This window comes from Rhodococcus sp. C-2, assembly GCF_027854095.1.
Lineage (GTDB): Bacteria > Actinomycetota > Actinomycetes > Mycobacteriales > Mycobacteriaceae > Rhodococcus_F > Rhodococcus_F qingshengii.
Window position 1 is genome coordinate 434252 of the sequence record NZ_JAQGFI010000001.1, and the last position, 14523, is coordinate 448774.

Sequence of the window (14523 nt, forward strand, 5' to 3'; positions counted from 1 at the left end):
ACCAGTATCAAGATCCAGTACCGTTCGGCCTAACCGAACGAACGAGACAAAGGCCCTGCTTGATGACGGATAACACCCGCACCCTGACGAGGGCTCGGATCGCCACTTCGGTGGCCTTCGGACTTCAAGGATTTCTGCTCGCCGCCATTCTGACGCAGCTGCCGCAGTACAAGGACTTGTTCGAGCTGAGCGAGACACTGGTTGTGGTTGCGGTTGTCACCGTGTCCGTCATCGCCGGGCTCGGCAGCGTGCTCGCCGAGATGCTGGCCGTGAGAACGTCGAGCAAGATGACCCTGCGAACTGGGCTCGCCGTCATCGCAGTCTTCGGCGGGGCAACCGGAATTGCGCCCAACGCAGCGATGTTCTTCGTCTTCCTGGCGATCTACGGCATCGGACTCGGCATGGTCGACGCGGCCGCCAACATGCAGGCAGTCTCGATCCAACACGCCAAGGGCCGCTTCATCCTCTCCTCGTTCCATGCTTCCTGGAGCGTCGGAGCGATTGTCGGCGCCCTGTTCATCTCTGCTACCGCAGGCCTCGACATTTCGATCCGCGTCACGCAGGTGATCGCGGGAGTTGTTGTCGGACTGATGCTTCTGGCCTTCGGCCCGCAACTGCTCGATCGGTCCGAGTCTCCGGTTGCCGAGGCAAACATCACGAGCACCGCGAAATTCGCGGTACCCACCCGCGCCTTCGTCCTCCTCGGCGTCGCGATGGCATTGTTCTACGCGGTCGACTTCAGCGTCGGAAACTGGTCGACTCTGTACGTCAAGGACGAACTGCTCGCCGACGCCGGGACCGCTGCCCTTTCCGTGGCGGCGTATCAGATCGCGGCACTTGTCGCACGACTGACCGGGGACTACTGGGTCGGGAAATTCGGTGAGACCACCGTCGTGCGGATCGGCTCTCTCATCGGTGTAGTCGGTATGACAGTTGTCGTCCTCGCGCAATCTCCCGCCGTTGCCATCGCCGGGTTCCTCATCGTCGGGCTCGGGGTACCGGTGATCGCTCCGATCTGCTTCAGCGCTGCCGGCAGGATGGCTCCCCCGGATCAGGTCGATGCGGTGATCGCACGCATCAACCTCTTCAACTACGTCGGCACAGTCGTCGGCGGCGGCATCGTCGGCGCGGTCGCTGCCTTCAGTGACCTTCGAATCGGGTTCCTGATTCCGCTGGCGTTCTGCGCGATCTTGATAGTTCTTGCTCCCGCGTTCGCACCGAAACGAGCCACAACTCCGGTGGCCGAGAACGCCGCTTGAGCATTGCGCCCGAGGAAAGTGGTGTACTTGATCGACCGAATTGTGTGCGCGAGAGGCAGAAACTGACGTGACGATCACCGTTGACCGGGCCGGGATCTGGGATTCCGAAGCAATCGCCGACGTGGCAGCGGTGACGTTTCCACTGGCGTGTCCGCCGGACGCGTCGGACGACGACATCAGTGCCTTCATCGACAATGTTCTCTCCGTCGACAAGTTCTCCGAGTACCTGACCGATCCGACGCGAACCGTTCTCAAGGTCATTCGCGACGGTTCGATCGTCGGCTACGCGATGCTTGTCGACGACGAGCCCGCCGACCCGGACGTCAAAGCTGCTGTGACACTTCGCCCGACAACGGAGCTGAGCAAGTTGTACGTGCTTCCGGGTAACCACGGGACCGGCGCGGCGGCATCCTTGATGGACGCGGTTGTCGACCACGCACGACGCAGCGGAAGTGCCGGGATCTGGCTGGGCGTCAATCAGGAGAACCTGCGCGCCCAGAAGTTCTACGCAAAGCACGGTTTCACACAGGTCGGCACGAAGACTTTCCTCGTGGGCGCACAACTCCACCACGATTTCGTGATGGAGCGCCCCGTCAGCTGACAGGCGTGCAGACTAGCCGGCCGCGACCTCGAAACGAGAAAGTGCGAGCAGGCGCGAGGTCGCGCGCAAGTACTTCTTCTTGTACCCACCGGCGAGCATCTCGGGGGTGAAGATCTCGTCGAGGCGTGCGCCGGAAACGGTGACCGGGATGCTCGCGTCGTACAGGCGGTCGGCGAGAACCACGATGCGCAGTGCAACGGACTGATCCGTTGCCGGGTGGACACCGTCGATGAACACGGCCTTCACACCCTCGACCAGCTTGTTGTACCGCGACGGGTGCAGGGTGCTGAGGTGCTTGCACAGCTCGTCGAAGTTGTCGAGCGTGGCGCCGTCGATGGCGTCGGCCCGAGAGACCAACTCCTCCGAGGAGACGGGCTCGGGTGCGGGCGGGAGATCGCGGTGACGGTAGTCGGGGCCGTCGACGCGAATCGTCTCGAAGATCGAGCCGAGCTTCTTGATCTCGCGCAGGAAGTCCTGGGCGGCGAAGCGACCCTCCCCGAGCTGGCCGGGAAGCGTGTTCGACGTCGCGACGATGGACACGCCGCGCGCGGAAAGCTCCGAGAGGAGGCGGGATACGAGCATGGTGTCGCCCGGATCGTCGAGCTCGAACTCGTCGATGCAGAGAACGCTGTGGTCGGCGAGCGCTTCGACCGCCTTGTTGAAGCCGAGAGCGCCGACGACGTGTGTCAGCTCGACGAAGGTTCCGAAAGCCTTCGGCGACGGAACGCTGTGGAAGATCGACGCCAGCAAGTGAGTCTTACCGACACCGAACCCGCCGTCGAGGTACAGGCCGGCGCCGGTCGCCTGGGTCTTCTTGCCGAACAGTCCGCGGCGTCCACCACTACGGATCTTGGTGACGCGCTTGGAGAATTCCTCGGCCTTGGCGACAGCAGCTGCCTGGCTCGGTTCCTTCGGATCAGGAATGTAGGACGCAAAACTCACCTCGTCGAACATTGCGGGAGGCACCATTTGAGCTACCAGTTGATCGGCGGGTACCACCGGGCTGCGATCGACAAGACGTTCATGCATCCGTCAAGGGTATCTACGTGATGTGATCTCTCATGTGCACCGTATGGATATTGCGACCTACTTCACACCAGGCCACGACGACGAACTCCGCGGCTTGTACGCCTATCCGGAGAACCTCTCGCAACCCTGGATGCGCGTGAACTTCGTTTCCAGCATCGACGGGTGCGTCGCCGTCGACGGAGTGAGCGGTGGACTGGGCACACCGGCAGACAAGTCGGTATTCGGGATCTTGCGCGAACTTTGTGACGTCGTCGTGGTCGGCGCAGGCACAGCGCGAGCCGAGAACTACGGGGGTGTGCAGGTCTCGGACGAAGCCCGGGCGCGTCGCACTGCCGACGGCCTCGCTCCGGTCCCACCGATCCTCGTCGTCTCGGCGCACGCGTCGATCGACCCCGAAAGCCGACTCCTTCGCGATACCGAAGTTCCACCGATCCTTGTTGTCGGTCGCGACGCGGACTCCGCGGCAATTTCGGCGCTGAGATCTGCCGGAGCGCAGGTGGAGGTGACGGACTCACCGAACGTCACCAGCGGCGACATCGACAGGGCCTTGTCGGCTCGCAAGCTCCGTCACGTGCTGTGCGAGGGCGGACCGTCACTTTTCGGGCAGTTGATCGAGGACAATGCCGTCGACGAACTCTGCATCACCACGTCACCTGAACTGGTGGGGAGCAAAGTCGGCCGAATCTCACTCTCCCCCAACGCAATGCCCACAGCCATGCGTCCCGCGCACATTCTCGGTGATACGGACGGCACGATCCTCACTCGATGGGTTCGTCAGCAGCCACGTCGGTGAACCTGGCACTCTGGTCGGCATGCGCAGAGTTGCTTTGATGGCCGTCGTCCTCGCGACGTGTTGTGCGTGCGGCGCCGGTCCGTCGCTTCGGCCCGCCGTCGCGGTCGAAGGCCGCACCGACGGCAGCCCTGCCCAGAGCGAGGGACCGTCGCCCGATGCGCCGCCGGTCGACCCTGGCGTCCCGACCGATGACATACCGTGGCGAGACTGCACCGGCACGTCACTCGCCGACCAGGCTCTCGCGGCGTCGAGCGCCGGCGTCATTCTCGAATGCGCGGAATTCAATGCCCCCATCGACGTGACCGGCGCCATCGACGGCAACTTCACTGCCGGCTTGACCCGCGCTCGGACCTCGTCGACGCCTGCCGACGCGTATCCGATCGTGTTCACATCGGGCACCGATCGTTCGTCGGGAAACTCTCTGGCCACGCTCGCCGCATCCGGCTTGAACACGGTTCTCACCGAACATCCCGTGGTTGCCCTCGATCGACGCGGAATCGACAGGTCCACCGCAATCGACTGCATGACGCCGGAAATTCGGCGTGGCCTTCACGATCTGGGCCAGTTCGACGCGGATTCCACCGGTGACGCCGCCGATGCGGTCGCGGCCCTCGGTCACGACGCCACCATTGCATGCACCGACTACCTCGACCCTCAAGAACTGAAGTTCGGCGCCGACTCCGCAGCCGAGGACATCGACGCTCTACGTACACGGTGGGGCGTCGAGACCATCGCTCTGTGGTCTGCAGGGTCCGGCTCGGACATCGCGCTGAGCTATGCGGCAGCCCACCCGAACAACCTCGCGAGGTTGATCCTCGATTCTCCCGCTCCGGTGGCCACCGACGCTGCCACCGAGGCAGAGAGTCGCGTGCAGGGCGAGGAAGCCGCGTTGACCGCGTTCGCTCAGCGATGTGTGGCGCTGGGGTGCTCGCTCGGACCTGATCCGAAGAAATCGGTCACGGACTTGATGGAGCGCGCTCGAGCCGATGAATTCCAGCCGCTGTCCGCCGCTGCGGTGTCGAACGCGATTTCGGCCAGCCTGTGGACTGCCGGAACCAACCGTGAGCAGGAGACCCGCTCACTGTCCGACGCTCTGTCCGCGCTCGGTACCGGCAACGCTTCGCCAATTCGAGAGCGCGCCGCCCGGGCGGAGAACGAGGTGGACGGCGACGGCCAGTTCATCGGACGGTGCACCGACGGCATGCAATGGCCGGGCATCGGGCGTGCGCGCGAGCTTGCGGACACCTGGGGCACCAACTATCCGGTGTTCGGGCGAGAAGCCGCGCTCGGGTTGCTGGCGTGCGCCAGCTGGCCGTCGACCGCCAACTCCCCCCTGCCGAATCAGTTGAAGCCCCCAGTCCTCGTGCTGAGCGGTCAGGGTGACCCGGCCGTCGGGAACTCCGGACTCTCGACCGTCACCGGCGTCGTGACCAATGCAGGATCGCGCTTCGCAACTCTGGACTGGCAAGGTGCGGGTCACCCCGCGGCACAATCCACCTGCGCTCAACAGGCGATGCGCCTCTACCTCAGCGACGCCTCCCTGCCCAGTAACGGAAGCGTGTGCCCGGCCTGACTCGGGCGCTCGTCCACCACGACCGAAAAGGGGTGCATCCCCCGATCACACCCTGCTCCGGTGTACCGTGCCGAAGTGTTCCTTCGACAGCTCGAGCCGCGTACCGGGCGGACAACCCAACAAGTCGTCAACTTCGTTTTGTGGCCGATCGCCGTGATGACAGTGCTCAATCGTGTCATCGTCACAGCAGTCAACGGCGCCATCACCGATGACTTCCGACCGGTCTACAACGCCGCGCTGGCGTTCTGGAACGGGCGCGACGTCTACACCGCAGATTTCAACTCCGTGGACCCCCATTACCTGTACCCACCATCGGGTTCCTTGTTGATGGCACCCCTGGCGATCCTCGATCCCGAGCGCTCACGGTGGCTGTTCATCGGTGTCAATGCCGTCGCCATTCTCGTGGCTCTCTACCTGCTGTTGCGCTTGTTCGACCTGACGATCAGTTCCATCGCGGCGCCGATTCTGGTGCTCGGCGCGTTCATGTCGGAGACGGTCACCAACACGTTGGTGTTCACCAACATCAACGGCCTCGTCCTGCTCGGCGAAGTTGCCTTCCTCCTGTTGCTGATGCGCAAGAAGGATCTGTGGGCCGGCGCCGCGATCGGTCTCACCATCGCAGTGAAACCCACGCTCGCGCCGCTGCTCCTGCTGCCACTCGTTCGCGGTCAGTGGAAGGTGTTCGTCACCGCCCTGGGCATCCCGTTCATTCTCACGGTCGTGGCATGGCCGCTGGCGTCGGATCCGATGGACTTCGTCCGCCGCACCGTCCCGTACCTGCTCGAATCTCGTGACTACTTCAACAGTTCGATTGTCGGAAACGGCGCTTACTTCGGTCTGCCCGAATGGTTGATCCTGCTCTTGCGCGTCGTGTTGGCCGCCATGGTCGTCGTCTCTCTGTGGCTTCTGTACCGCTACTACCGCAACGACGAACTGTTCTTCCTCACCACCGCGACCGGTGTGATCATGACCGCGTCGTTCCTGCTGCCCTCGCTCGGCCAGATGTACTACTCGATGATGCTGCTCCCGCTCCTGATGTCCGTGGTGCTCAAGAACTCGGTCATGCGGAACTGGCCGGCCTGGCTCGCCGTCTACGGCTTCATGACGTTCGACAGCTGGTGGTCGAACCGCTGGCCGACCTTCGGCCGGGCGGCCGAATACACCAAGAGCACCCTCGGCTGGAGCCTTCTGCTGATCGTGATCTTCTGTGTCCTCGGATACCGGTATCTGGTCGCGCGTCGAGAGGGCCGCTTGGGTCGGGGAATCGATCCCGCTTACCTCCTCGATCCCCCACTCGATACCGTCTCACCTGCCGACGAAGCCGAAACGGCGACAAAGCATTAGCGTGGAGGCATGAGTTCTTCACACGATGGCATCGACAGCACACCTGAGGTCACGTACACCGAGAGCGAGTGGCGCGAAAAACTGACGCCGGAGGAGTTCGCCGTCCTGCGCCAAGCCGGCACCGAACGCCCCTTCGTCGGCGAGTACACCGACACCACCACGGAAGGTGTCTACTCCTGCCGGGCGTGCGGAGCCGAGCTGTTCCGCAGCACCGAGAAGTTCGAATCGCACTGCGGGTGGCCGTCCTTCTTCGATCCGGCGGATTCGGATGCCGTGATCCTGAAAGAAGACAGCTCACTCGGAATGCGCCGGGTCGAGGTCATCTGCAAGAAGTGCCATAGCCACCTCGGTCACGTCTTCGAGGGCGAGGGATACCCGACGCCGACCGATCAGCGGTACTGCATCAACTCGATCTCGCTGGTTCTCAAGCCCGCTCAGTAGCCAGGTCGTGGGCTACCCCGTGTCACTGGTAGCCCACGATTCGAGACTTTCCACTCAGAAGTCCCAGTTCAGCGCAGTCGGGCTCAGACCAGCCGCATTCAGGTCCTCGTTTCGAGCGACAAGTCCGTCTTTGACGGAACCGATCCCGCCACCGATCGCGCCGGAAGTGATGTCCGTCAACGCGGCGTCGCCGCCCGTGACCTCCTTCGTCACGAGCGCAGCGGACGCTCCCGAGACCGCGTCGTCGAAGGCACCTCGCGCGATCTCCTGCAACCTCGAACCGGTCGGAAGCGGGTTCGGGTCAGGGCCGACACGATCCGGCGTCGTCTTCAACCCTCCGTTCGCAAGTCCCTTGATGAAACCGTCGCGCCCCTCGGTCACGACCTTGCCACCGTCGATCGACTGGCGATGATCCATCGTCATCTGCCCGAGTTGAATGGCGAGGCCGGAGAAGACGGCAGCGGCAGCTTCCACTGCCGCAGCCTCGATCACTCGTATCAACAATTGCTGCAACAACATTCGGACCGTGAGTGTTGTTGCGACCTCAGCCGCCACGACCCCGGCGGTACTGACACCCAGTGTCGGGACAGCAGCCGCCACCATGGCGGCAATCTCGAGCGCCAGTGCGCCCAGCGCCGCGAGGATCGACAGTTTGGTGTACTCGATGTCCGTGCCGGTATCGGTGCATGACTGACCCAGTTCGGCCGCGGCAGAGGACAACCGCTCGAAGACCTCCGCAACTCCCCCGGCCTCGGACCAATACCGAGACAACGAGTCGCCGGCTCGACCGTCGATCGATGCCAGTACTGCCTGCAATCCGTAACCACCGGCAGCGGCCGAAGCCTCGATCCGATCAGCCGCGCCTGACCAGGCATCACCCAACCTCGACAGTGCCGTTTCGTCTCCTTGCGGCCAGTCACTGCCCACCGCGACCGACGCAACCGCCTGTAACCAGCCGGGAATCTCGAGTCCCATCAGAGCCCACCCGCCATGTCGTCGGCAAGCGAGGTGTCGATCGATTCGAAACGATCGGTGATCTCGATCAGCGTGGCGGTCAATTCGCGCAGCGCGCCCGCGACCAGCGTCATCCCACCGACTGCTGACTCAGCACCGGGAACATATGCGCCTGAGAATGCGGATCCGAACTGGTCAGTGCCCCAGCAACCCTCTTCGGCGGCGACCACTGCGTCGAGAGCGCTCCGCGCCTCGTCGAGATCGGCAGCGACCACCGCGAAGGCTGGTGCAGCACTTTTCATCGCGGCCACATTCACGCCCAGTTCAGACATTGCCGGAGCTCCTCAGAACGGTGCGGTCCCAGTTCTCGTCGCAGGAAGCCGGTGTGGAGCTCGGACGAGGTTCGAGAATCTCGCGCAATCCGAGCACGCCCGGAACCAGGTCCGGCAAGTCGATTCCGGCCGCCTCCGTGAGCGGCTTCGTCATCTCGGCAACCTGTCGGCGTATGTCTTCTGCCGCAGACGCGGCCGTAGCCAGGATCAGATTCCCCAACGCTGCCGGCGAATGCTTGGCGTAAAAACTCCCCGAGAGATCGACTCCCACCACCGCCCCCGAGGCGTCGACGACGATTTCCACGCTGCCGTCACTCGAACGCGCGCTCGCCGTCGCTCGAGCGATCCTCTCCTGCAAGTCCGCCAGCGATCGAGTCCGCTCCAACAGAACGTGCTGCATCGAATCGATCTGAGCCCGAAGTACTTCGACTTGCCCCCGCATCGAACCAACATCCGCTGCACTCACGATGGCCCCCACCTTCGATAGATCGTGACACCTGATTCAGGCGCTCACGAGGTTCGACGCGAGAGGTGGCCGATCGGTTCCGTCAGCGTGAACGAAGCACGGGCGGATCGAATGCCTTGACCGGCGGCAGGGCCCCGTCGAATTTCTCGATCTGCACCAGAACGTGCTGGCCGGTGCACCCGTGCGAGAGTGACGACGTGCCGACGTCCGGTGTCAGAACGTTGGGATTGCCGTGCACACACAGAGAGTCGGGATCGGCAGGATCGAGCGGGTCGTACCAGGCACCGGTGGAAAGTTGGACGACGTCGCTCCGCAAGTCCGAGTCGACGATCACACCAGCAAGGCACGCTCCGCGATCGTTGAACACCCGCACCACGTCTCCTGCCGAGACGCCGCGCGCGGCCGCTGCATCGGGGTGCATACGAATCGGCTCGCGTCCCTGAATCTTCGACGCCTGGCTCGCAGCGCCGTGATCGAGTTGGCTGTGCAGACGCGTCTTGGGCTGATTGGCGATCAAGTGAAGCGGGAATTGCGAGGCTCGCGGTCCACCCAGCCACTCGTCGGGCTCGTACCAGCGCGGATGGCCGGCGCAGTCGTCGTAGCCGAAGGACTCGATGGTCTCGGAGAAGATCTCGATCTTCCCACTCGGAGTCGAGAGCGGATATTTCTCGGGATTCTCACGGAAGTCACCGAAGAGCACGAGGTTGTCTTCGGTTCGCATCCGGTAGTGCCCTTCTGCCCAGAAGTCCTCGAACGTCGGTGTGTTGCCGCCGTCTGCATCGACGAACGGCCGCCATTGACCGTAGAGATGCTCGATCCACTCCTGTGAGGATCGCCCCTCGGTGAACTGTTCCCCGAATCCGAGCGCAGAAGCGAGAGCGGCAAACGTGTCGTAGTCGTCACGCGAGTTCTCGAAAGGTGGAACGACCTGCTGCATCGCGACCAGAAGCGGGTCGTTTCGAGTGCAGCTCAGGTCATTTCGTTCGAGCGAGGTGGTCGACGGGACAACGATGTCGGCGTTGCGGGCCATCGGCGTCCAGTACGGATCGTGAACGACGATCGTGTCCGGACGCGCAAATGCCCGTCGCAGCCTCGGGAGATCCTGATGGTGGTGAAACGGATTGCCACCGGCCCAATAGACCAACCGGATGTCGGGATAGGTCAAGCGCCGGCCGTCGTAATCGAACTCCTCCCCGGGCGAAAGCAGCAGGTCGGAAATCGCGGCTACCGGAATGAAATCCGACACCGGATTCACACCTTGCGAGAAGGTCGGCAAGGGATACGGCACCGGAGCCAGACCCGGCTCGTTCATCGAACCGTAGCCGTGCCCGAAACCTCCACCCGGAAGCCCGAATTGGCCGAGCATCGCTGCGAGTGTCACGCCCATCCACGGTGCCTGTTCACCGTGTTTGATGCGTTGCAACGACCACGTGACGGTCACCAGCGTCCGGCCAGACGCCATTCTCCGAGCCAGGTCGGTGATGAACTCCGCCGACACACCGGAGATCTTCTGCGCCCAGCGCGGATCCTTCGGTACACCGTCGGAACGTCCGAGCAGGTAGTCCTCGAAGCGTTCGTAACCGACGCAGAAACGGCCCAGGAAATCGCGATCGTGCAGGTCCTCCGACGCCAGGACAAACGCCAGGGCAAGCATGATTGCAACGTCGGTTCCCGGAACGGGTGCGATCCACTCGCAGTCACCCTCGACGTCGTCACGCAACGGACTGAAGGAGACGATCTTTCCGCCGCGGGCACGAAACGCGTCGAGCGCCCCGCGCGTCGGATGATCGCTCGTACCACCGGCATTGACTCCGGTGTTCTTGATCGGCACTCCTCCGAACGAGACGAGGAGATCGGAGTGCTTCGCGATGACGTCCCACGACGTGGAGCGCGCGAACAACTTCGAGTGCGTTCCGACCACACGCGGCATGATGACGCCGGTGGCACCGAGCGAGTAGCTGTGAACTGACTTGGTGTATCCACCCAGCTGATTCAGAAATCGGTGAACTTGGCTCTGCGCGTGATGGAATCGGCCGGCGCTGGCCCAGCCGTACGAGCCGCCGAAGATCGCGTTGTTTCCGTGCGCGTCGACCACGCGACGCAGTTCACGCGAGAGGAGTTCGGTCAGTTCGTCCCAGGAGACCGAGACGAATTCGTCGGCTCCACGTCGGTCGCTGGGACCCGGCCCGTTCTCGAGCCAACCCCGACGCACCGCCGGGCCCGAAACACGAGCCCGACTGCGCACCGAACCGGCGAGGTTCCCGAGCATCGGCGAAGGATTCGCATCACCCTCGTACGGATGCACGGCGGTCACCTCGCCGGCGACCGATTCGGCGGTGAACATTCCCCAATGGGACATGTGTTGACGACGCCGGTTCGGTGCAGTTGTCACAGAAACTACTTTCGAAGCAGATCAGGGAAGGGAAAGGACCAGCTTCTCGATGTCCACGCGCGGGCCGGTGAAGAACGGCACCTCTTCGCGAACGTGCAAGCGAGCTTCGGTGGCACGTAGATCGCGCATCAGATCGACGATACGAATGAGCTCGGGTGCTTCGAACGCGAGAATCCACTCGTAGTCCCCCAGGGCGAAGGCCGGGACCGTGTTGGCGCGAACGTCCTTGTACGAACGAGCAGCCATACCGTGATCGGCGAGCATCTTGCGACGCTCCTCGTCGGGGAGCAGGTACCACTCGTACGAGCGGACGAACGGGTAGACGCAGATGTAGTCGCCCGGATCCTCACCCGCGATGAACGAGGGCACGTGGCTCTTGTTGAACTCCGCGGGGCGGTGCACCGCCGAGTTGCTCCAGATGGGAGCACTGGCCTGTCCGAGGACGGTGGTGCGACGGAAATCCGCGTACGCGGCCTGCAGTTCCTCGATGGTGGCCGCGTGGGTCCAGATCATGAAGTCCGCGTCGGCGCGCAGGCCGGCGACGTCGTAGATCCCGCGAACCACGACGCCCTTGTCTTCGAGACCCTCGAAGAACAAGCGGGCGTCCTTGACCGCAGCTTCCCGATCATCGCCCAGCACACCGGGTTCCACCTGGAACACGGAGAACATGAGGTAACGGATTTCAGAGTTCAGTTTGTCGAAATCAAGGCGTGCCATGGGTCTATCGTGCCACTCGCTCGAATATCCGTGTAGCCGCCGTCGTGCCGACTGCGACACACGCCGGAACCCCAACGCCGTGCAGCCACGACCCGGCCAGGGCGAGGCCGTCGAACTGCGTCATCCCGGACTCGATTTCAGCCACGATTTCCGTGTGACCTGGGGCGTATTGGGGAAGACCTCCGTGCCACCGCTGTACGAAGGTCGCGCCTGGCTCCTCGGTGATTCCGGTCACGGTCTCGAGATCGGCGCGCGCGAAGTCGATCAACTCACCATCCGGCCGGTCGACGATCTCCGATGCACCGAATCGACCGAACGACACCCGAACGAGGTGCTCACCGCGATCAGCGAGGTGTGTCCACTTTCGGCTCGACAGCGTGAACGCCTTGGCGGTCAGGTCGGCGTCGGTGGCTACCAGGATCCCTGAATTCTGCGGAAGTTCGACCTGCCCGGACAACCGGAGCGCCACCACCGCGGACGACGCCAGTTCGATCCGAGCGACGGTACTCGCAACATCCGCATCGACTCCGGCCAACAGCGCCGCCGCGCGCGGCGCCGGGACGGCCAGAATCACCGCGTCGACGCTTCCGAGCGGATCGACGTTCCAACCAGCCCCGTCGCTGCGCAACCCGGAAGCCTCGCCACGGACGAAGGTCGCGTCGGCGGCCTGCTGCAGCGCATCGAGCAGGATGCCGTACCCGTCTCTGAGCGCTCCGAACACCGGCCCCGGTGCAGGCGTCGGCAATGCGGCTGCGACTGCATCCGTGAGGCTCCGAGAGCCCGCATCGAGGGCCGCAGCGAGTGTCGGCAAAGCTGCACGCACGCCGATGGTCTCCGCCAGCCCCGAGTACACCCCACCGAGAAGCGGATCCACCGATCGGCTGACCACCTGATCACCGAATCGCTGCGAAACCAGTTCGGCAACACTGCAATCGGAACCGCGGGTCCACTCCAGCGGGACGCCGGCCTCGGCCGCTATGCGCGCCAGGGTCTGCTCGTCGACAAGATCTCGAACCGACTCCGCCGAAGCCGGGATTCCCATCAGGGTTCCGGTCGGCAACCGATTCAGTGAGCCCTGAGACCAGATCAACGGACTCAGGCCCGCGGGATAGACGATCTGATCGGTCAGTCCCAGCTCGGCGAGAAGCGCAGGAACTTCCGGCCGACGGGCGATGAAAGCCTCGGCACCGATGTCGATCGGGCCACCGCCCAGATCAATCGTTCGCAGCTTCCCGCCCAGCCGCGGTGAGTCGTCGACGATCGTGATGTCCGCTTCGGAGCCCAGACTGCGCCGAAGCCGGTACGCGGCAACCAGACCGGAGATTCCGCCTCCGATCACCGCGACCGACGGCCGAGTCGTTGTCACAGCGAGTGCACCAGCTCCACCGCCGAGGTGATCGCCGTGGGATCGGTGTCGGGAAGAACTCCGTGGCCGAGGTTGAAGATGTGGCCGATGGCACCGGCCTCGATCGCGCGGTCCCCTTCGGCGGCGATCCGGCGCACCTCACGATCGATCACCTCGGGGCCCGCGAACAGTACGGCGGGATCGAGATTGCCCTGCAGCGCCTTACCCGGACCGACACGACCAGCCGCGACGTCGAGCGGAATCCGCCAGTCGACACCCACGACGTCGGCGCCTGCCTCCCCCATCGCGCCGAGAAGTTCACCGGTGCCGACACCGAAGTGGATACGCGGGACGCCGGCAGCGGCAACCTCGGCGAACACTCGCTCGGAATGCGGCAGGACAAATTCCCGATAATCGGCCAGCGAGAGCGCGCCGGCCCACGAGTCGAACAGCTGGACCGCGTCGACGCCCGCCTTGAGCTGCGCCTGCAGGAAGCAGATCGTGGTGTCGGCCAAACTTCCGAGCAACGCGTGCCAGGTCTTCGGATCGGAGTGCATGAGCGCTTTGGTCTTCTCGTGGTTCCGGCTCGGACCACCTTCGACCAGATACGACGCCAGAGTGAACGGCGCTCCGGCAAAGCCGATCAGCGGCGTGGAGCCCAACTCGGTGGTGAGAAGCCGAACGGCCTGCGCGATTGCGCCTACCTCTTCGGGGACCAGTCGCGGGAGTGCTGCAACGTCGGCGATGGAGCGAATCGGATTGGCAACCACCGGTCCGACGCCGGCAACGATGTCGAGATCGATTCCCGCGGCTTTGAGTGGAACGACGATGTCCGAGAACAGGATTGCCGCGTCCACGTCGTGACGGCGCACCGGCTGCATCGTGATCTCACAGACCAGCGCCGGATCGAAACAAGATTCCAACATGCCGATCCCGGCGCGGACCTCGCGGTACTCCGGCAACGAACGCCCGGCCTGACGCATGAACCACACCGGCCGTCGACTCGGAGTGCGTCCGGTCGCCGCGGCAAGCAACGGTGCGTCGGGCAAGACTCGCCGAGCGCTGTACTCCGCCGACCCGGTAATGCCTGAATTCATGTTGTCCAACCCGCTCATCAGTCCTCGCGCTCTCCGCCAACGTGTGTCTTCGATCGACTCAATGCTGCCACGTCCCACACTCGGGATCGGACACCCGAGCGGTTCGTGAGCGGCCACACACCCGAGCCACACTCGGTCGGCGCGCCTCCACCTCCCCGCCCACATCCCCGACTAACGTCC

At 63.9% G+C, this 14523-nt stretch carries 14 protein-coding genes; 6 read left to right on the top strand and 8 right to left on the bottom strand.

Annotated elements, in window-relative coordinates; genetic code table 11:
• Positions 1–62 precede the first annotated feature (62 nt).
• Positions 63–1259: an MFS transporter gene (locus PCS43_RS01890; RefSeq protein WP_007732911.1), complete on the top strand. Its 1197-nt coding sequence runs from the start codon at positions 63–65 to the stop codon at positions 1257–1259.
• Positions 1260–1326: 67 nt separating this feature from the next.
• Positions 1327–1860: a GNAT family N-acetyltransferase gene (locus PCS43_RS01895; RefSeq protein WP_003942603.1), complete on the top strand. Its 534-nt coding sequence runs from the start codon at positions 1327–1329 to the stop codon at positions 1858–1860.
• Positions 1861–1872: 12 nt separating this feature from the next.
• Here the strand turns inward: PCS43_RS01895 and zapE are convergent, their stop codons facing one another.
• Positions 1873–2889: a cell division protein ZapE gene (zapE, locus tag PCS43_RS01900; protein ID WP_116056779.1), complete on the bottom strand. Its 1017-nt coding sequence runs from the start codon at positions 2887–2889 to the stop codon at positions 1873–1875.
• Positions 2890–2932: 43 nt separating this feature from the next.
• On the opposite strand from zapE, the gene PCS43_RS01905 reads away from it, so the two are divergent.
• Genes PCS43_RS01905 through msrB form a run of 4 tightly spaced genes read left to right on the top strand, consistent with a single transcriptional unit; the run spans position 2933 to position 7040 of the window.
• A complete protein-coding gene (locus PCS43_RS01905; RefSeq protein ID WP_209908517.1) occupies positions 2933–3682 on the top strand; it encodes a pyrimidine reductase family protein in 750 nt (249 codons plus the stop codon).
• 19 nt (positions 3683–3701) lie between these two features.
• Complete coding sequence (locus tag PCS43_RS01910) at positions 3702–5255, top strand: alpha/beta hydrolase (protein ID WP_209908515.1); 1554 nt, start codon at positions 3702–3704, stop codon at positions 5253–5255.
• A gap of 60 nt (positions 5256–5315) precedes the next feature.
• Entirely contained in the window at positions 5316–6599 is a 1284-nt protein-coding gene (locus PCS43_RS01915) for a glycosyltransferase family 87 protein (RefSeq protein ID WP_209908512.1), read from the top strand.
• Between the two features lie 9 nt (positions 6600–6608).
• Entirely contained in the window at positions 6609–7040 is a 432-nt protein-coding gene (msrB, locus tag PCS43_RS01920; RefSeq protein ID WP_003942631.1) for a peptide-methionine (R)-S-oxide reductase MsrB, read from the top strand.
• A 54-nt stretch (positions 7041–7094) separates the two neighbouring features.
• Here the strand turns inward: msrB and PCS43_RS01925 are convergent, their stop codons facing one another.
• The 7 genes from PCS43_RS01925 to hemE all read right to left on the bottom strand — a co-directional run bounded on the left by PCS43_RS01925 (position 7095) and on the right by hemE (position 14361).
• Complete coding sequence (locus PCS43_RS01925) at positions 7095–8015, bottom strand: WXG100-like domain-containing protein (protein ID WP_209908469.1); 921 nt, start codon at positions 8013–8015, stop codon at positions 7095–7097.
• A complete protein-coding gene (locus PCS43_RS01930; protein ID WP_003942588.1) occupies positions 8015–8326 on the bottom strand; it encodes a hypothetical protein in 312 nt (103 codons plus the stop codon). Before PCS43_RS01930 ends, PCS43_RS01925 begins: the two co-directional genes overlap by 1 nt.
• A complete protein-coding gene (locus PCS43_RS01935) occupies positions 8319–8792 on the bottom strand; it encodes a YbaB/EbfC family nucleoid-associated protein (protein WP_270922990.1) in 474 nt (157 codons plus the stop codon). Before PCS43_RS01935 ends, PCS43_RS01930 begins: the two co-directional genes overlap by 8 nt.
• Before the next feature lie 82 nt (positions 8793–8874).
• Positions 8875–11151: a molybdopterin guanine dinucleotide-containing S/N-oxide reductase gene (locus PCS43_RS01940; protein WP_065352425.1), complete on the bottom strand. Its 2277-nt coding sequence runs from the start codon at positions 11149–11151 to the stop codon at positions 8875–8877.
• A 54-nt stretch (positions 11152–11205) separates the two neighbouring features.
• Entirely contained in the window at positions 11206–11901 is a 696-nt protein-coding gene (hemQ, locus tag PCS43_RS01945) for a hydrogen peroxide-dependent heme synthase (RefSeq protein ID WP_003942644.1), read from the bottom strand.
• Between the two features lie 4 nt (positions 11902–11905).
• A complete protein-coding gene (locus PCS43_RS01950) occupies positions 11906–13267 on the bottom strand; it encodes a protoporphyrinogen oxidase (protein ID WP_007732889.1) in 1362 nt (453 codons plus the stop codon).
• Complete coding sequence (hemE, locus tag PCS43_RS01955) at positions 13264–14361, bottom strand: uroporphyrinogen decarboxylase (RefSeq protein WP_050656617.1); 1098 nt, start codon at positions 14359–14361, stop codon at positions 13264–13266. The genes PCS43_RS01950 and hemE overlap by 4 nt, the downstream gene beginning before the upstream one ends.
• Positions 14362–14523: the final 162 nt, after the last annotated feature.

What these genes read in the sequence shown, in the direction of transcription:
- PCS43_RS01890 (WP_007732911.1), top strand. Translation starts at nt 63, where the DNA reads ATGACGGATAACACCCGCACCCTGACGAGGGCTCGGATCGCCACTTCG.
- hemE (WP_050656617.1), bottom strand. Translation starts at nt 14,361, where the DNA reads ATGAGCGGGTTGGACAACATGAATTCAGGCATTACCGGGTCGGCGGAG.
- zapE (WP_116056779.1), bottom strand. Translation starts at nt 2,889, where the DNA reads ATGCATGAACGTCTTGTCGATCGCAGCCCGGTGGTACCCGCCGATCAA.
- PCS43_RS01910 (WP_209908515.1), top strand. Translation starts at nt 3,702, where the DNA reads ATGCGCAGAGTTGCTTTGATGGCCGTCGTCCTCGCGACGTGTTGTGCG.
- msrB (WP_003942631.1), top strand. Translation starts at nt 6,609, where the DNA reads ATGAGTTCTTCACACGATGGCATCGACAGCACACCTGAGGTCACGTAC.
- PCS43_RS01905 (WP_209908517.1), top strand. Translation starts at nt 2,933, where the DNA reads ATGGATATTGCGACCTACTTCACACCAGGCCACGACGACGAACTCCGC.
- hemQ (WP_003942644.1), bottom strand. Translation starts at nt 11,901, where the DNA reads ATGGCACGCCTTGATTTCGACAAACTGAACTCTGAAATCCGTTACCTC.
- PCS43_RS01925 (WP_209908469.1), bottom strand. Translation starts at nt 8,015, where the DNA reads ATGGGACTCGAGATTCCCGGCTGGTTACAGGCGGTTGCGTCGGTCGCG.
- PCS43_RS01940 (WP_065352425.1), bottom strand. Translation starts at nt 11,151, where the DNA reads ATGTCCCATTGGGGAATGTTCACCGCCGAATCGGTCGCCGGCGAGGTG.
- PCS43_RS01930 (WP_003942588.1), bottom strand. Translation starts at nt 8,326, where the DNA reads ATGTCTGAACTGGGCGTGAATGTGGCCGCGATGAAAAGTGCTGCACCA.